At 54.7% G+C, this 17,474-nt stretch carries 13 protein-coding genes, 4 tRNA genes and 2 rRNA genes (1 of these 19 running past the window's edge); all 19 read right to left on the reverse strand.

The window, feature by feature from the left end:
• Window positions 1–27: 27 nt before the first annotated feature.
• Entirely contained in the window at window positions 28–399 is a 372-nt protein-coding gene (gene rpsL / locus BLW70_RS02140; protein ID WP_002555494.1) for a 30S ribosomal protein S12, read from the reverse strand.
• Between the two features lie 216 nt (window positions 400–615).
• Window positions 616–4,815 carry a DNA-directed RNA polymerase subunit beta' gene (rpoC, locus tag BLW70_RS02145; protein WP_007896632.1) on the reverse strand — a complete coding sequence of 1,400 codons (4,200 nt, stop codon included), beginning with the start codon at window positions 4,813–4,815 and terminating at the stop codon, window positions 616–618.
• A 64-nt stretch (window positions 4,816–4,879) separates the two neighbouring features.
• The gene (rpoB, locus tag BLW70_RS02150) at window positions 4,880–8,953 is read right to left on the reverse strand and encodes a DNA-directed RNA polymerase subunit beta (protein ID WP_033059467.1); all 4,074 of its coding nucleotides are present in this window, start codon (window positions 8,951–8,953) and stop codon (window positions 4,880–4,882) included.
• Window positions 8,954–9,173: 220 nt separating this feature from the next.
• Window positions 9,174–9,539: a 50S ribosomal protein L7/L12 gene (gene rplL, locus BLW70_RS02155; protein ID WP_008145490.1), complete on the reverse strand. Its 366-nt coding sequence runs from the start codon at window positions 9,537–9,539 to the stop codon at window positions 9,174–9,176.
• An 80-nt stretch (window positions 9,540–9,619) separates the two neighbouring features.
• Complete coding sequence (gene rplJ, locus BLW70_RS02160; RefSeq protein WP_008145489.1) at window positions 9,620–10,120, reverse strand: 50S ribosomal protein L10; 501 nt, start codon at window positions 10,118–10,120, stop codon at window positions 9,620–9,622.
• Window positions 10,121–10,318: 198 nt separating this feature from the next.
• On the reverse strand, window positions 10,319–11,014 hold the full coding sequence (rplA, locus tag BLW70_RS02165) for a 50S ribosomal protein L1 (RefSeq protein ID WP_007896626.1): 696 nt from the start codon (window positions 11,012–11,014) through the stop codon (window positions 10,319–10,321).
• Complete coding sequence (gene rplK, locus BLW70_RS02170; RefSeq protein WP_003210097.1) at window positions 11,014–11,445, reverse strand: 50S ribosomal protein L11; 432 nt, start codon at window positions 11,443–11,445, stop codon at window positions 11,014–11,016. The genes rplA and rplK overlap by 1 nt, the downstream gene beginning before the upstream one ends.
• A gap of 117 nt (window positions 11,446–11,562) precedes the next feature.
• Window positions 11,563–12,096, reverse strand: a complete 534-nt coding sequence (gene nusG / locus BLW70_RS02175; protein WP_007896622.1) for a transcription termination/antitermination protein NusG — start codon at window positions 12,094–12,096, stop codon at window positions 11,563–11,565.
• 9 nt (window positions 12,097–12,105) lie between these two features.
• The gene (secE, locus tag BLW70_RS02180; protein WP_007896620.1) at window positions 12,106–12,474 is read right to left on the reverse strand and encodes a preprotein translocase subunit SecE; all 369 of its coding nucleotides are present in this window, start codon (window positions 12,472–12,474) and stop codon (window positions 12,106–12,108) included.
• Between the two features lie 45 nt (window positions 12,475–12,519).
• Window positions 12,520–12,595: transfer RNA gene (locus BLW70_RS02185), tRNA-Trp, on the reverse strand.
• Window positions 12,596–12,648: 53 nt separating this feature from the next.
• A complete protein-coding gene (gene tuf, locus BLW70_RS02190; RefSeq protein WP_074871337.1) occupies window positions 12,649–13,842 on the reverse strand; it encodes an elongation factor Tu in 1,194 nt (397 codons plus the stop codon).
• An 84-nt stretch (window positions 13,843–13,926) separates the two neighbouring features.
• Window positions 13,927–14,002, reverse strand: a tRNA-Thr gene (locus BLW70_RS02195).
• Between the two features lie 26 nt (window positions 14,003–14,028).
• Window positions 14,029–14,102, reverse strand: a tRNA-Gly gene (locus BLW70_RS02200).
• Window positions 14,103–14,126: 24 nt separating this feature from the next.
• Window positions 14,127–14,211, reverse strand: a tRNA-Tyr gene (locus BLW70_RS02205).
• A gap of 142 nt (window positions 14,212–14,353) precedes the next feature.
• Window positions 14,354–14,794 carry a hypothetical protein gene (locus tag BLW70_RS02210; protein ID WP_074871339.1) on the reverse strand — a complete coding sequence of 147 codons (441 nt, stop codon included), beginning with the start codon at window positions 14,792–14,794 and terminating at the stop codon, window positions 14,354–14,356.
• A gap of 7 nt (window positions 14,795–14,801) precedes the next feature.
• A complete protein-coding gene (locus tag BLW70_RS02215; protein WP_074871341.1) occupies window positions 14,802–15,551 on the reverse strand; it encodes a pantothenate kinase in 750 nt (249 codons plus the stop codon).
• Window positions 15,541–16,500 (reverse strand): bifunctional biotin--[acetyl-CoA-carboxylase] ligase/biotin operon repressor BirA, encoded by a 960-nt coding sequence (birA, locus tag BLW70_RS02220; RefSeq protein ID WP_074871342.1) that lies wholly within the window; start codon window positions 16,498–16,500, stop codon window positions 15,541–15,543. Before birA ends, BLW70_RS02215 begins: the two co-directional genes overlap by 11 nt.
• 134 nt (window positions 16,501–16,634) lie before the next feature.
• Window positions 16,635–16,750, reverse strand: a 5S ribosomal RNA gene (gene rrf / locus BLW70_RS02225).
• Window positions 16,751–16,922: 172 nt separating this feature from the next.
• Window positions 16,923–17,474, reverse strand: a 23S ribosomal RNA gene (locus BLW70_RS02230) (it continues 2,340 nt past the right edge of the window).

The following is a 17,474-nucleotide window of genomic DNA, read 5'->3' on the forward strand; positions in this document are numbered from 1 at the left end:
AAAATCAGTTTTTACAAAAAGCCGTTACTACTTAGGCTTCTTGGTACCGTACTTCGAGCGACCCTGGTTACGACCTTTAACGCCGGAAGTATCCAAAGAACCGCGTACGGTGTGGTAACGAACACCTGGCAAGTCTTTTACACGACCGCCGCGGATCAGTACCACGCTGTGCTCTTGCAGGTTGTGGCCTTCACCGCCGATGTACGAGGAAACCTCGAAACCGTTGGTCAGACGCACACGGCATACTTTACGCAGTGCCGAGTTAGGTTTTTTCGGCGTGGTGGTATACACACGGGTGCATACGCCACGACGTTGCGGGCAGTTCTGCAGCGCAGGCACGTCGGATTTCTCGACGATACGCTTACGCGGCTGACGTACCAGCTGGTTGATAGTTGCCATCTACTAGCTCCACTGTTGTCTTGCGACGCTATTGTCTTGCAAGAAAAGCAAAATGGCAGGAACGAATTCCCGCCAAATTTAGGGGTACAAGAGTCTAAAGAGGATCTTGCCCCCAGTCAAGGCAAGGCCCCGACCTCCCCGCTCATCCAACCTCGACAAATTGTCTCGATTCGATGAACGGAATGGCCAGGGCCTTACGCTCATTTACCGCAGAACTCAGTTACCGCTCGAGTTCAGCGCTTCGGTCAGTGCAGCTTCCACTTCACTGGCGCTTACGCGCAACGGTTTGTCAGCATCACGGCGGCGCTTGCGCTCGCTGTGATAAGCCAGACCGGTACCAGCCGGGATCAGACGACCCACGACCACGTTTTCTTTCAGGCCGCGCAAGTAATCGCGCTTGCCGGTTACCGCCGCCTCGGTCAGTACGCGAGTGGTTTCCTGGAAGGAAGCCGCCGAGATGAACGATTCGGTGGACAACGACGCCTTGGTGATACCCAACAGCACACGAGTGAACTTGGAAACGAATTTCTCGTCGCCAGCCAGACGCTCGTTCTCTACCAGTACGTGAGTCAATTCCATCTGGTCGCCCTTGATGAAACTGGAATCGCCGGATTCAGCGATTTCAACTTTACGCAACATCTGACGCAGGATGGTCTCGATGTGCTTGTCGTTGATCTTCACGCCTTGCAGACGATAAACGTCCTGGATCTCGTTCACGATGTACTTGGCCAGCGCACTCACACCCAGCAGACGCAGGATGTCGTGTGGATCGCTCGGGCCGTCGGAGATAACTTCGCCGCGATTTACCTGTTCGCCTTCGAAGACGTTCAGGTGACGCCACTTCGGAATCAGCTCTTCGTACGGATCGCTACCGTCGTTCGGGGTAATGACCAGACGGCGCTTGCCTTTGGTCTCTTTACCGAACGCGATGGTGCCGCTGACTTCAGCCAGAATCGAGGCTTCTTTCGGACGACGGGCTTCGAACAAGTCGGCAACACGCGGCAGACCACCGGTGATGTCACGGGTCTTCGAAGTCTCTTGCGGAATACGAGCGATAACATCACCGATCGCGATTTTCGCACCGTCCGCTACACCGACCAGAGCGTTAGCAGGCAGGAAGTACTGAGCAATTACGTCGGTACCCGGCAGCAAGAGATCCTTGCCGTTGTCATCAACCATCTTCACAGCAGGACGGATATCTTTACCGGCAGCTGGACGGTCTTTGGCGTCGAGTACTTCAATGTTGGTCATACCGGTCAATTCGTCAGTCTGACGCTTGATCGTGATGCCTTCTTCCATGCCCACGTAGGTCACGGTACCTTTCATTTCGGTAACGATTGGGTGAGTGTGCGGATCCCACTTGGCCACGATTGCGCCAGCGTCGACCTTGTCACCTTCTTTAACCGAAATCACAGCACCGTACGGCAGCTTGTAACGCTCGCGCTCACGACCGAAGTCATCAGCGATCGCCAGCTCACCGGAACGGGACACAGCAACCAGGCAACCATCCACTCGCTCAACATGCTTCAGGTTATGCAGACGGACGGTACCGCCATTCTTCACCTGAACGCTGTCGGCTGCGGAGGTCCGGCTTGCCGCACCACCGATGTGGAACGTACGCATGGTCAGCTGGGTACCCGGCTCACCGATGGACTGGGCAGCGATAACGCCGACCGCTTCACCGATGTTCACCTGGTGACCACGAGCCAAGTCACGGCCGTAGCACTTGGCACAAATGCCGTAGCGGGTTTCGCAGCTGATCGGCGAACGCACGATCACTTCGTCGATGCTGTTCAGCTCGATGAACTCGACCCACTTCTCGTCTACCAGCGTGCCGGCAGGAACGATGATTTCTTCGGTACCTGGCTTGAACACGTCACGGGCAATAACACGACCCAATACGCGCTCACCCAGCGGCTCAACAACGTCACCGCCTTCAATGTGCGGAGTCATTACCAAACCATGTTCGGTGCCGCAATCGATCTCGGTCACAACCAGATCCTGCGCCACGTCTACCAGACGACGAGTCAGGTAACCGGAGTTCGCAGTTTTCAACGCGGTATCCGCCAAACCTTTACGAGCACCGTGAGTGGAGATGAAGTACTGAAGTACGCTCAAACCTTCACGGAAGTTCGCAGTAATCGGCGTTTCAATGATGGAACCGTCCGGCTTGGCCATCAGGCCACGCATACCGGCGAGCTGACGGATCTGCGCAGCAGAACCCCGTGCGCCCGAGTCGGCCATCATGTACATCGAGTTGAAGGATTCCTGGTCGACTTCGACGCCATGACGGTCGATGACTTTCTCTTTCGAGAGGTTGGCCATCATCGCCTTGGAAACTTCGTCGTTCGCCTTGGACCAAAGGTCGATCACTTTGTTGTACTTCTCGCCCTGGGTTACCAGGCCGGAGGCGTACTGACTTTCGATCTCTTTCACTTCGTCGGTAGCAGCACCGATGATGCGGGCTTTTTCATCCGGGATAACGAAGTCGTTAACACCGATGGAAACGCCGGAAATGGTCGAATAGGCAAAACCGGTGTACATCAACTGGTCAGCGAAGATCACGGTCTCTTTCAAACCAACCACGCGGTAGCACTGGTTGATCAGCTTGGAGATCGCCTTTTTCTTCATCGGCTGGTTGACGACGTCGTACGACAGGCCAGGTGGAACAACCTGGAACAACAGCGCACGGCCGACAGTGGTGTCGACGATACGGGTGTTCTTGACGCTGCCACCATCACGATCGTTGACGGTTTCGTTGATCCGCACTTTGACCTTGGCGTGCAGTGCGGCTTCGCCGGCACGGAACACACGGTCAACTTCTTGCAGATCCGCGAACACACGACCTTCGCCCTTGGCGTTGATCGCTTCACGAGTCATGTAGTACAGACCCAATACAACGTCCTGCGACGGAACGATGATTGGCTCACCGTTGGCTGGCGACAGAATGTTGTTGGTCGACATCATCAACGCACGCGCTTCCAACTGGGCTTCCAGTGTCAGCGGTACGTGCACGGCCATTTGGTCGCCGTCGAAGTCGGCGTTGTACGCAGCACAGACCAGAGGGTGCAGCTGGATAGCCTTACCTTCGATCAGTACCGGTTCAAACGCCTGGATACCCAGACGGTGAAGGGTCGGTGCACGGTTGAGGAGAACCGGGTGTTCGCGAATCACTTCAGCGAGAACGTCCCAAACCTCTGGCAGCTCGCGCTCGACCATCTTCTTGGCAGCTTTGATGGTGGTAGCGAGACCACGCATTTCCAGCTTGCCGAAAATGAACGGCTTGAACAGCTCGAGAGCCATCTTCTTCGGCAGACCGCACTGGTGCAGACGCAGGGTCGGACCCACGGTAATTACCGAACGACCGGAGTAGTCAACACGCTTACCGAGCAAGTTCTGACGGAAACGACCCTGCTTACCCTTGATCATGTCAGCCAGGGATTTCAGAGGACGCTTGTTGGAACCAGTGATAGCGCGGCCACGACGACCGTTGTCGAGCAGTGCATCGACGGCTTCCTGCAACATACGCTTTTCGTTGCGCACGATGATGTCCGGAGCGGACAGATCGAGCAGACGCTTCAAACGGTTGTTACGGTTGATCACTCGACGATACAGATCGTTGAGGTCGGAAGTCGCGAAACGACCGCCATCCAGCGGGACCAGTGGACGCAGATCTGGCGGCAGAACCGGCAGAACGGTCAGCACCATCCATTCTGGAAGGTTGCCGGAACCCTGGAAGGCTTCCATCAACTTCAGACGCTTGGACAGCTTCTTGATTTTGGTTTCGGAGTTGGTTTGCGGAATTTCTTCACGCAGGCGGCCAATCTCGTGCTCCAGGTCGATAGCGTGCAGCAGCTCACGGACAGCTTCGGCACCCATGCGGGCATCGAAATCGTCGCCGAACTCTTCCAGCGCTTCGAAGTACTGCTCATCATTGAGCAGCTGACCTTTTTCAAGGGTGGTCATGCCTGGATCGATAACGACATAGCTCTCGAAGTAGAGAACGCGTTCGATATCACGCAGGGTCATGTCCATCAGCAAGCCGATACGCGACGGCAGCGACTTCAGGAACCAGATGTGGGCAACCGGGGAAGCCAGTTCAATGTGCGCCATGCGCTCACGACGAACTTTGGCCAGCGCGACTTCAACGCCGCACTTCTCGCAGATCACACCGCGGTGCTTCAAGCGCTTGTACTTACCGCACAGGCACTCGTAATCCTTTACCGGGCCAAAGATCTTGGCGCAGAACAGGCCGTCACGCTCAGGTTTGAACGTACGGTAGTTGATGGTTTCCGGCTTTTTAACTTCACCGAACGACCACGAACGGATCATCTCAGGCGATGCCAATCCAATACGGATGGCGTCGAACTCTTCGACTTGACCCTGGTTTTTCAGCAAATTCAGTAGGTCTTTCAAGGCCTTTCCTCCTGGCGGAGCAGAGAGCGGGCAATCCTGCCCCGCTCTCGATTCGCGTCACGTGTTATTCGGTTTCCAGATCGATATCGATGCCGAGGGAACGAATTTCCTTGATCAACACGTTGAAAGACTCGGGCATGCCCGGCTCCATACGGTGATCGCCATCCACGATGTTTTTGTACATCTTGGTACGGCCGTTCACATCGTCCGACTTCACTGTGAGCATTTCTTGCAGAGTGTAAGCAGCACCGTATGCTTCCAGTGCCCAGACCTCCATCTCCCCGAAACGCTGACCACCGAACTGCGCCTTACCACCCAGCGGCTGCTGGGTAACCAGGCTGTACGAACCGGTAGAACGAGCGTGCATCTTGTCGTCTACCAAGTGGTTCAGCTTCAGCATGTACATGTAGCCAACAGTAACCGGGCGCTCGAACTTGTTGCCGGTACGGCCGTCGGTCAGCTGCATCTGGCCGCTTTCTGGCAGGTCTGCCAGTTTCAGCATGGCCTTGATTTCGCTTTCCTTGGCGCCGTCGAACACTGGAGTGGCCATTGGAACGCCGCCACGCAGGTTCTTCGCCAGGTCCAGGATTTCCTGGTCGGAGAAGCTATCCAGATCTTCGTTACGACCGCCGATCTGGTTGTAGATCTCGTCGAGGAATTTACGAAGCTCAGCGACTTTGCGCTGCTCTTCGATCATCCGGTTGATCTTCTCGCCCAGACCTTTGGCCGCGAGGCCCAGGTGGGTTTCAAGGATCTGACCAACGTTCATACGCGAAGGTACGCCCAACGGGTTGAGGACGACGTCGACCGGGGTGCCATTGGCATCGTGCGGCATGTCTTCAACCGGCATGATCACGGAGACCACACCTTTGTTACCGTGACGACCGGCCATCTTGTCGCCCGGCTGGATGCGGCGACGGATTGCCAGGTAAACCTTGACGATTTTCAGCACGCCTGGAGCCAGGTCATCGCCCTGCTGCAGTTTGCGCTTCTTGTCTTCGAACTTGTCGTCCAGCAGACGGCGGCGATCAACGATGTAGGCCTGAGCCTTCTCGAGCTGCTCGTTCAGAGCATCTTCAGCCATGCGCAGTTTGAACCACTGACCATGCTCAAGACCGTCGAGAATTTCGTCGGTGATGTCCTGACCTTTCTTCAGACCAGCGCCGCCTTCGGCTTTGTGGCCGACCAGAGCGGAACGCAGACGTTCGAAAGTGGCGCCTTCAACGATACGGAACTCTTCGTTCAGATCCTTGCGGATCTCGTCGAGTTGAGTCTTCTCGATCGACAGTGCACGAGCATCACGCTCAACGCCGTCGCGGGTGAAGACCTGTACGTCGATGACAGTACCCTTGGTGCCGGTAGGCACGCGCAGGGAGGTGTCTTTAACGTCGCTGGCTTTTTCACCGAAGATGGCACGCAGCAGTTTTTCTTCCGGAGTCAGTTGGGTCTCGCCTTTCGGAGTGACCTTGCCTACCAGGATGTCGCCTGCGCCAACTTCAGCACCTACGTAAACGATACCGGCTTCGTCCAGCTTGTTCAGTGCAGCTTCACCCACGTTCGGGATGTCCGCAGTGATTTCCTCTGGCCCAAGCTTGGTGTCACGTGCCACACAGGTCAGTTCCTGAATGTGGATCGTGGTAAAGCGGTCTTCTTGAACAACTCGTTCCGACAGGCAGATGGAGTCTTCGAAGTTGTAACCGTTCCAGGCCATGAACGCGATGCGCATGTTCTGACCCAGCGCCAGCTCACCCATGTCGGTGGACGGGCCGTCAGCCATGATGTCGCTACGCTGAACCCGATCACCTTTACGCACCAGCGGACGCTGGTTGATGCAGGTGTTCTGGTTGGAGCGGGTGTATTTGGTCAGGTTGTAGATGTCGACACCAGCTTCACCGGTTTCAACTTCATCATCAGCAACACGAACCACGATACGGCTGGCGTCGACGGAATCGATAACGCCACCACGACGAGCCACGACGCAAACGCCGGAGTCACGAGCTACGTTACGCTCCATGCCAGTACCGACCAGCGGCTTGTCAGCGCGCAGGGTTGGTACAGCTTGACGCTGCATGTTCGAACCCATCAACGCACGGTTGGCGTCATCGTGCTCGAGGAACGGGATCAGCGACGCTGCAACCGAAACTACCTGCTTCGGCGAAACGTCCATCAAGGTGACGTCTTCCGGCGCCTTAACGGTGAACTCGTTCAAGTGACGAACAGCTACCAGCTCGTCGATCAGCATTTTCTTGTCGTTCATCGTCGCCGAAGCCTGAGCGATCACGTGATCAGCTTCTTCGATGGCGGACAGGAACACGATCTCGTCGGTGACCAGAGCGTCTTTCACCACACGGTACGGGCTTTCGAGGAAGCCGTACTGGTTGGTGCGCGCATAAGCGGCCAGGGAGTTGATCAGACCGATGTTCGGACCTTCCGGCGTTTCAATCGGGCATACACGACCGTAGTGAGTCGGGTGTACGTCACGCACTTCAAAGCCAGCACGCTCACGAGTCAAACCGCCAGGGCCGAGTGCAGAAACACGACGCTTGTGGGTGATCTCGGACAGCGGGTTGTTCTGGTCCATGAACTGGGAAAGCTGGCTGGAACCGAAGAACTCTTTCACCGCCGCAGCCACTGGCTTGGCGTTGATCAGGTCTTGCGGCATCAGGCCTTCGCTTTCAGCCATCGACAGACGCTCTTTGACCGCACGCTCAACACGTACCAGGCCAACGCGGAACTGGTTCTCGGCCATTTCGCCTACGCAGCGAACACGACGGTTACCCAGGTGGTCGATGTCATCGACGATGCCTTTACCGTTACGGATGTCGACCAGAGTCTTCAGCACCGCAACGATGTCTTCTTTGCACAACACGCCCGAACCTTCGATCTCGGTACGACCGATACGACGGTTGAACTTCATCCGGCCGACCGCAGACAGGTCATAGCGCTCAGGACTGAAGAACAGGTTGTTGAACAGAGTTTCGGCAGCGTCTTTGGTTGGCGGCTCGCCTGGACGCATCATGCGATAGATCTCGACCAGCGCTTCCAATTGGTTGCTGGTGGAGTCGATCTTCAGAGTGTCGGAGACGAACGGACCGCAGTCGATATCGTTGGTGTACAGAGTTTCGATGCGAACAACCTGGGACTTGGCGATTTTAGCCAGGATCTCGGTGTTCAGCTCGGTGTTGCACTCTGCCAGGATTTCGCCGGTTGCCGGATGCACGATGGCCTTGGCGGTAGTGCGACCCAGGACGTAGTCCAGAGGCACTTCCAGGGTCTTGAGACCGGCTTTTTCGATCTGGTTGATGTGGCGCGCAGTAATACGGCGACCAGCCTCAACGATGACCTTGCCCTTCTCGTCCTGAATATCAAGTACAGCGATTTCACCACGCAGACGCGAAGCAATCAGTTCCAGACTGAGGGTTTCGCCGCTCAGGTGGAAAACGTTGGTGGTGTAGAACGCGTCGAGCACTTCTTCAGTGGTATAGCCGAGCGCGCGCAGCAGTACCGATGCAGGCAGCTTGCGACGACGGTCGATACGCACGAAAACGCAGTCTTTCGGGTCGAACTCGAAGTCCAGCCACGAACCGCGGTAAGGAATGATACGCGCCGAGTACAACAGTTTGCCGGAGCTGTGCGTCTTGCCACGGTCGTGGTCGAAGAACACGCCCGGGGAACGGTGCAGCTGGGAAACGATTACACGCTCGGTACCGTTGATTACAAAGGTACCGTTCTCAGTCATCAGGGGGATTTCACCCATGTAGACTTCTTGCTCTTTGATGTCCTTGATCGCTTTGTTCGACGATTCTTTGTCGAAAATGATCAGGCGCACTTTTACCCGCAAAGGTACGGCGTAAGTTACACCGCGCAATACGCATTCTTTGACATCAAATGCCGGTTCGCCCAGGCGATAACCGACGTACTCCAGCGCAGCATTGCCGGAGTAGCTGATGATCGGGAAAACGGATTTGAAGGCCGCATGCAGGCCCACGTCGCGGAACTGATCTTTAGTCGCTCCCGCTTGCAAGAATTCACGATACGAATCCAGCTGGATGGCCAGGAGGTACGGCACATCCATGACGTCCGGCAACTTGCTAAAGTCCTTGCGGATACGTTTTTTCTCAGTATATGAGTAAGCCATCAGCGTTCCCCAGCTTGGTCACCTGCTTGTTTGGCCCCTCCCGACGGGAGCAGCCAGAAAATCGTGCAAACCCCATGGTTTGCGCCACCGCATCGGGTGGTTACAGCTCGTTATCAGCACCGACCCAGTCGGCTGCCAATAACGGAAAAAGGCCGGTGGCAAGAGCCACCAGCCATCAGCCTTTCGCTTAACGCTCGGGCTGGAGACGCAAAGTCGATGCTTACTTCAGCTCGACTTTAGCGCCTGCTTCTTCCAGAGTGGCTTTTGCTTTGTCAGCTGCGTCTTTCGAAACAGCTTCCAGAACAACGCCAGGAGCGCCGTCAACTACAGCCTTGGCTTCTTTCAGGCCCAGACCGGTCAGTTCACGTACTGCCTTGATCACGTTAACTTTCTTCTCGCCAGCTTCCAGCAGCATGACGTTGAATTCAGTTTGTTCTTCAACAACGGCAGCGACAGCAGCTGGACCAGCGGAAGCAGCGGCAGCGGAAACGCCGAACTTCTCTTCCATGGCCTTGATCAGCTCAACGATTTCCAGAACGGATTTTTCGCCGATTGCTTCGATGATTTGGTCGTTAGTCAGAGACATGACTATAAATTCCTGTATTGGGGTGACAGCCTACGCGGCCATCGAAATAAACAATAAACGCTGAAAGGAGTCGCTCAGCCTTAGGCTGCGGCAGCTTCTTTCTGGTCGCGAAGAGCCGCCAGAGTACGAGCCAATTTGCTGGTTGCGCCTTGAATCACGCTCATCAGCTGAGAAATTGCTTCGTCACGGGTCGGCAGGCTTGCCAGTACGTCGATCTGATTAGCTGCGAGGAACTTGCCCTCGAACGCAGCTGCCTTGATCTCGAACTTATCCTGACCTTTTGCGAACTCTTTGAAGATACGAGCAGCAGCGCCCGGATGATCTTTGGAGAATGCAATCAAGGTCGGGCCGGTGAACACGTCGTTGAGCACGTCATATTGAGTGCCAGCAACGGCGCGCTTGAGCAGAGTGTTACGTACAACACGTACGTAAACACCAGCTTCACGAGCCTCTTTACGGAGTCCGGTCATAGCGCCTACTGTTACGCCGCGGGCATCAGCCACGACAGCGGACAGAGCAACTTGGGCAGCCTTGTTGACTTCAGCGACGATGGCCTTCTTGTCTTCAAGTTTAATTGCCACGGGAAAAACTCCTGCTTGTTACCGTTTCATCCAACCGAGGCCAGATGTCGTTTTGGTGTCTGATTCGGTAAGGAACCGGGAGCACCATCTGCGTAGGCTTGAGGTTTAAGACTTGCGTCGCCTACGGTCTTGGATAGCCCCCGCCAGGCAGGGACCCCAATCTTTCAATTGGCGCAATCGCTTGCGCCAACCTGTGTCTTACGCGTCGAGCGAACCTTGGTCGATGACCAGGCCTGGACCCATGGTGGTGCTCAGGGTAACGCGCTTGACGTAAATACCTTTCGAGGAAGCTGGCTTGATACGCTTCAGATCAGCGATCAGGGCTTCAACGTTTTCCTTCAGCTTGACGGCGTCGAAACCGACTTTGCCAACGGAGGTGTGGATGATGCCGTTTTTGTCGGTGCGATAACGAACCTGACCAGCCTTGGCGTTTTTAACCGCGGTAGCTACGTCTGGCGTTACGGTGCCGACTTTAGGGTTAGGCATCAGGCCACGTGGGCCCAGGATCTGACCCAACTGACCAACAACGCGCATTGCATCCGGGGATGCGATAACTACGTCATAGTTCAGGTCGCCGCCTTTCATTTCGGCAGCCAGATCGTCCATACCTACACGGTCAGCGCCGGCAGCCAAAGCGGCCTCAGCAGCTGGCCCCTGGGTGAACACAGCAACGCGAACGGTCTTGCCAGTGCCGTGTGGCAGCACAGTAGCGCTACGAACGACCTGGTCGGATTTACGCGGGTCAACACCCAGGTTTACAGCAACGTCAAACGACTCGCTGAACTTGACGGTCGACAGCTCAGCCAGCAGAGCGGCAGCGTCTACAAAGTTGTAGGACTTGCCTGCTTCGATTTTGCCGGCGATAGCCTTTTGACGCTTGGTCAACTTAGCCATTACACACCCTCCACGTTAAGGCCCATGCTACGAGCAGAACCGGCGATAGTACGCACGGCCGCGTCCATATCAGCTGCAGTCAGATCCGCGTTTTTGGTTTTCGCGATTTCTTCCAGCTGAGCACGGGTAACGGTGCCAACCTTAACGGTGTTCGGACGAGCGGAACCGCTAGTCAGACCAGCAGCTTTCTTCAGCAGAACCGAAGCAGGTGTGGATTTGGTTTCGAAAGTGAAGCTACGGTCGCTATAGACAGTGATGATCACTGGAGTCGGCAGACCTGGCTCAATACCCTGAGTACGGGCGTTGAAAGCCTTGCAGAATTCCATGATGTTCACGCCGTGCTGACCCAGAGCAGGACCAACAGGTGGGCTTGGGTTAGCCTGAGCGGCCTTCACTTGCAGCTTGATGTAAGCGGTAATCTTCTTGGCCATGAGGCACTCCAATTACGGGTTCGAACGCCTCGAAAGGCTCCCCGGTTACTTGCGCGTTTATCCCAGTGACGACAAAACCCCACAGCCTAGGGCTGCGGGGTTGGGATGCTTGCTCAGCTAGACCTTTTCGACCTGGCTGAACTCTAGCTCTACCGGAGTAGAGCGACCGAAAATGAGCACTGCCACTTGGATCCGGCTCTTCTCGTAGTTAACTTCTTCGACCGTGCCAGTAAAGTCGGCAAACGGACCATCATTGACACGTACCGACTCGCCTGGCTCGAACAACGTCTTCGGCTTCGGCTTGTCACTACCATCAGCGACGCGACGCAGAATCGCTTCTGCCTCTTTATCTGTGATAGGTGCAGGCTTATCAGCTGTACCGCCGATAAAACCCATCACCCGAGGAGTATCCTTGACCAAGTGCCAAGTACCCTCATTCATGTCCATCTGAACCAGCACATAACCTGGAAAGAACTTGCGCTCGCTTTTGCGTTTCTGGCCATTACGCATTTCAACCACTTCTTCAGTGGGAACCAGAATTTCGCCGAAGCCATCTTCCATGCCAGCCAGCTTTACGCGCTCTACCAACGAGCGCATGACATGCTTCTCGTAACCGGAGTAAGCATGCACAACGTACCAACGCTTAGCCACGGGACACCCTTAGCCGACAATCAAGGAAACAAGCCAACCGAGCAGGGAATCTAGCCCCCACAACAGCAACGCCATAACCAGAACAACAGCCACAACGATCAACGTGGTCTGCGTGGTTTCTTGGCGAGTTGGCCATACGACTTTACGAATCTCGGTGCGAGCCTCCTTAACCAGTACAAAGAAAGACTTGCCCTTGACTGTCTGCAGGCCTACAAAGGCAGCTACAGCAGCAATGACGAGCAAAGCTAGTACGCGGTACAGGATCGGCGAAGCAGAGTAATACTGATTGCCAACAACGCCAACAACCACCAAAGCAACTACTACTAGCCACTTGAGCAGATCGAAGCGAGAGCCTTGAGCTTCAGCTTTAGGAGTCATCTATGAAGATCCTGTGAAAAGAAAGCCAGACACACCAAGTGAATCTGGCAGGTCAGGAGGGAATCGAACCCCCAACCTACGGTTTTGGAGACCGTCGCTCTGCCAATTGAGCTACTGACCTAAAACAAAATCAGGCCGACCATTATGCCGGCCCGAAAAAGACATTACAACAATTTACTCGATGACTTTAGCTACGACACCAGCACCGACGGTACGACCGCCTTCACGGATAGCGAAACGAAGCCCATCTTCCATCGCAATGGTTTTGATCAGGGTAACGGTCATCTGAACGTTATCACCCGGCATCACCATTTCAACGCCTTCTGGCAATTCGCAGTTACCAGTCACATCCGTGGTACGGAAGTAGAACTGAGGACGGTAACCCTTGAAGAACGGTGTATGACGACCGCCTTCTTCCTTACTCAGAACGTAAACTTCTGCAGTGAACTTGGTATGCGGCTTGACAGTGCCCGGCTTGACCAGAACCTGGCCACGCTCAACATCATCACGCTTGGTACCACGCAGCAACACGCCGCAGTTCTCGCCAGCACGACCTTCATCGAGCAGCTTGCGGAACATCTCAACACCAGTGCAAGTAGTTTTGACAGTGTCACGAAGACCAACAATCTCTACTTCTTCCTGAATGCGGACAATGCCACGCTCAACACGACCGGTCACAACAGTACCGCGACCAGAGATCGAAAAAACATCCTCGATCGGCATCAGGAACGGCTTATCAATAGCACGCTCAGGCTGCGGAATGTAGCTATCCAGAGTCTCGACCAACTTCTTGACGGCAGTAGTACCCATCTCGTTGTCGTCTTGACCATTCAACGCCATCAGCGCCGAACCAACGATGATCGGAGTGTCATCACCTGGGAAATCGTAAGTGCTCAGCAGGTCGCGCACTTCCATCTCAACCAACTCGAGCAGCTCCGCATCATCAACCATGTCAGCCTTATTCAGGAAGACAACGATGTACGGAACGCCAACCTGGCGGGACAGAAGGATGTGCTCACGGGTTTGCGGCATCGGACCATCAGCGGCCGAGCAAACCAGAATCGCGCCATCCATCTGAGCAGCACCGGTAATCATGTTTTTTACGTAGTCAGCGTGACCTGGACAGTCAACGTGTGCGTAGTGACGCACAGCCGAATCGTACTCAACGTGAGCGGTGTTGATGGTAATACCACGAGCTTTTTCTTCAGGGGCGCTATCGATCTTGTCGAAGTCAACCTTTGCCGAGCCGAAAACTTCGGAGCAGACACGGGTCAAAGCAGCAGTCAGAGTGGTTTTACCGTGATCGACGTGACCAATGGTACCAACGTTGACGTGAGGCTTATTACGTTCGAACTTTTCCTTAGCCATCAAAATCACCCCTAGGAGAAGAATTGAGCAGGTCAAACAAGCCATTAAAACAAAGGCAGATATTTTCATATCTGCCTTGTTATATGGAGCTCTTGAGCGGATTTGAACCGCTGACCTCACCCTTACCAAGGGTGTGCTCTACCAACTGAGCTACAAGAGCGTAACGCTATGCAGGATCTGCAAACTTGGAGCGGGTAGCGGGAATCGAACCCGCATCATCAGCTTGGAAGGCTGAGGTTCTACCACTAAACTATACCCGCGGAGCTTGCAGCTCTCGCTAAAAATGGTGGAGGGGGAAGGATTCGAACCTTCGAAGTCGTAGACGTCAGATTTACAGTCTGATCCCTTTGGCCGCTCGGGAACCCCTCCTAAGCGAGCCGGCATTCTATATCATGCCAGCCTTCTGTCAAGCATTTTCTCATTAAAAACCTGAGGTTAGCTGCGTTGACGTCACTTTGCGATGTTAACCAGTAAAGGTCTTCACTGCGAAGCGGGCGCCATTCTATGCAAACTATTCGGCGGGTGCAACCCCCTCACACGGCATTATTTTATGTTTTAACTCATTGAATTCTCTAGAAAGGTTCTTCAACTGCGAGTCATCCAGCCAACGTCGGCTTTCTGGTGCCACACGCACCCAATAACCATCAGACCCAGCTGGAGCCCTCAGCAAGGATTCAAACTTGATTTCCATGCCACTCAATCGTCGCTCAACCGCCTGCGCCGCTTCCTGACGAGCAAAACCGCCCAGATAGAGACAGCCATCGTCTGCCGGGGCAGACTTTCCTTTATCCCGAGCCGCGTCAGTTGTCTCGCTCAACAAGCGAATATCCTGCTGCGACCCCCGATATAAACTCAAAGGGGTTACATCCTTCGCACGCAAAGGAGCCTCTTGTTGGTGCCAGACGTAATAGAACACATTCAGAACAAGCAGCAGAAGAAACAACCAACGCATAAAAACCTCACGACAAGGGACACGCCATAGCCAAACCTACAAACACAAGATCAGGAACCACCCGGGCCTGAGGCACGATGCCGGAAACCAGGCCTGCATCTCCTCCAGTGAGAAAAACAGAATAATCGCTCCCCCAATAGCTACGCGCCAACTCTAGCTGCGTCAGGACAAAGCCCCTCAGCATCAACGAGCATCCCCGCTCGACCGCTTCGACAGTTGTCCGACCAGGAACGAGACTTTCCAAAGCGCGCTCAGCTGCCAGATCGTCATATCGAATTCTGCGCGTGTGGGTACGCAACTGGTTTCGCATCAGAGGCATTCCTGGGCATATAAAACCTCCAAGGTGCTCTCCATCCCTAGAGATGAAGTCCGCAGTAACAGCCGTGCCAAAATCAAGCACAAGGCACGCACCGGAAGCCAACTGGAACCCCCCAAGCATCGCCAGCCAACGGTCGAGCCCTAACCGATCGAACTCCTCATAACCATTACGAACGCCGGCCATTTCGCGGGATGGCGCAGCACACATCACCGACACACCAAAAGCCTCTGTCAGCCGAGAAATCAGCGCACTGGTTTCTTCGGTAGTCCTCACACTAACCAACCGGCAAAACTTGAGAGCGAGCCCCTCAAGTGCTTTCAATCCCTCCAACAAAGCGAGATCAGAATCAACAACACCCTCGCCAACCACCCGCCGAACATCCGCGTCGAGCACACGCCATTTGATAAAACTGTTTCCGCAGTCGAGCTCAAGAATCATCACGCAACCTCAGACTGAGCTCACCACCACTAAAGACCTTTTCCACACCACCCACCCTCAAGCGCAGAGCACCTTGACCATCAATACCCAGCACTTCGCCATCTATATGGTTAACACCCGCAATCAATGACACGGCTCGTCCTTGCCAGAGATGATTTTGCTCCCACTCTGCCTGGATAGCTGAAAATCCGTCGAGTTGATGACGAGACAGATATGTCTGGAGCATCGCGCCCAACTTCCCGACCAGGTGATTCCGATCAAACACCTTGCCCGACTCTAGCCGCATCGACGTCCACTGCTGATCTACCTCATCGGTAATTTGCATGTTCACATTAATTCCCACACCTAACACAACGTGGCACACATCAGCAGGATCTCCCACCAGCTCGAGCAATATCCCGGCAATCTTCTTCTGACCAACCAAAACATCGTTGGGCCACTTCAAGCCAGCGCCCGAAATACCGAGCTCACGCAAGGCCTGCATGACGGCGAGTCCAACAACTAGACTCAAGCCTTCCAGCTGACGCATTCCACCTTCAATACGCAGCACGAGGCTGTAATAGATATTTTCCGCAAATGGACTTGCCCATTTACGTCCACGCCGCCCACGACCAGCAGTTTGCCGCTCAGCAAGCACCAGAAAGGGCGCCGTCTGGCCCCGCTCGATAGCGCGCAAAGCCTCGGCATTAGTGGAGTCAATTGAATCGAAAACAAGGATGGGCCACTCGCAAGAAGGCGCCTGCTCTTTTATCTCGACAGGATCAAGCAGCGTCAATGGCGCAGCCAGTTGATAGCCGCGCCCCCGCACTTTATGAATGGATAATCCCAGCTCAGCCTCTAGATGCTGAAGCTGCTTCCAAACGGCACTACGACTGACACCCAAGGCGGCACCCAAGGCCTGACCCGAATGGAATCGACCATCTTTAAGAAGCTTTAACAATGTCAGCATGCAAGTCTCGCCTCACAATGAGGTCCGCATGATAGCCATGCTCCGCGCCATTGCATAGAAACCCTACTGAGCAGTTTTCTGCGGACAAAACAAAACCCCTACCTGCATACGCAGATAGGGGTTTCGGAATTTAATCTTGACGATGACCTACTCTCACATGGGGAAACCCCACACTACCATCGGCGATGCATCGTTTCACTGCTGAGTTCGGGATGGGATCAGGTGGTTCCAATGCTCTATGGTCGTCAAGAAATTCGGTAGCCAGGTCGTGGGCCTTTTCAGGTTCACGCTCCAGCGAATGGGTATGTGATAGCCAGGTGTTTTGTGAGTATCTCGAACTTTCGGTTCGTTTCGTCTTCACACACCGCAATCTGGTGCCCTTTGCCTTTCAGCTCGAAGCATGCAAATTGCTTGGGTGTTATATGGTCAAGCCTCACGGGCAATTAGTATTGGTTAGCTCAACGCCTCACAGCGCTTACACACCCAACCTATCAACGTCGTAGTCTTCGACGGCCCTTCAGGGGACTCAAGGTCCCAGTGAGATCTCATCTTGAGGCTAGTTTCCCGCTTAGATGCTTTCAGCGGTTATCTATTCCGAACATAGCTACCCGGCAATGCCACTGGCGTGACAACCGGAACACCAGAGGTTCGTCCACTCCGGTCCTCTCGTACTAGGAGCAGCCCCTCTCAAATCTCAAACGTCCACGGCAGATAGGGACCGAACTGTCTCACGACGTTCTAAACCCAGCTCGCGTACCACTTTAAATGGCGAACAGCCATACCCTTGGGACCGGCTTCAGCCCCAGGATGTGATGAGCCGACATCGAGGTGCCAAACACCGCCGTCGATATGAACTCTTGGGCGGTATCAGCCTGTTATCCCCGGAGTACCTTTTATCCGTTGAGCGATGGCCCTTCCATACAGAACCACCGGATCACTAAGACCTACTTTCGTACCTGCTCGACGTGTCTGTC

Origin of the sequence: Pseudomonas frederiksbergensis, from assembly GCF_900105495.1 — a bacterium.
GTDB lineage: Bacteria > Pseudomonadota > Gammaproteobacteria > Pseudomonadales > Pseudomonadaceae > Aquipseudomonas > Aquipseudomonas frederiksbergensis.

Bases quoted from the DNA above. Each gene is read 5' to 3' on its own strand.
- secE (WP_007896620.1), bottom strand. From the start codon at position 12,474: ATGACTCCTAAAGCTGAAGCTCAAGGCTCTCGCTTCGATCTGCTCAAG.
- BLW70_RS02210 (WP_074871339.1), bottom strand. From the start codon at position 14,794: ATGCGTTGGTTGTTTCTTCTGCTGCTTGTTCTGAATGTGTTCTATTAC.
- birA (WP_074871342.1), bottom strand. From the start codon at position 16,500: ATGCTGACATTGTTAAAGCTTCTTAAAGATGGTCGATTCCATTCGGGT.
- rplA (WP_007896626.1), bottom strand. From the start codon at position 11,014: ATGGCTAAGTTGACCAAGCGTCAAAAGGCTATCGCCGGCAAAATCGAA.
- rpoB (WP_033059467.1), bottom strand. From the start codon at position 8,953: ATGGCTTACTCATATACTGAGAAAAAACGTATCCGCAAGGACTTTAGC.
- tuf (WP_074871337.1), bottom strand. From the start codon at position 13,842: ATGGCTAAGGAAAAGTTCGAACGTAATAAGCCTCACGTCAACGTTGGT.
- rplL (WP_008145490.1), bottom strand. From the start codon at position 9,539: ATGTCTCTGACTAACGACCAAATCATCGAAGCAATCGGCGAAAAATCC.
- rpsL (WP_002555494.1), bottom strand. From the start codon at position 399: ATGGCAACTATCAACCAGCTGGTACGTCAGCCGCGTAAGCGTATCGTC.
- rplK (WP_003210097.1), bottom strand. From the start codon at position 11,445: ATGGCCAAGAAGATTACCGCTTACATCAAGCTGCAAGTGAAGGCCGCT.
- BLW70_RS02215 (WP_074871341.1), bottom strand. From the start codon at position 15,551: ATGATTCTTGAGCTCGACTGCGGAAACAGTTTTATCAAATGGCGTGTG.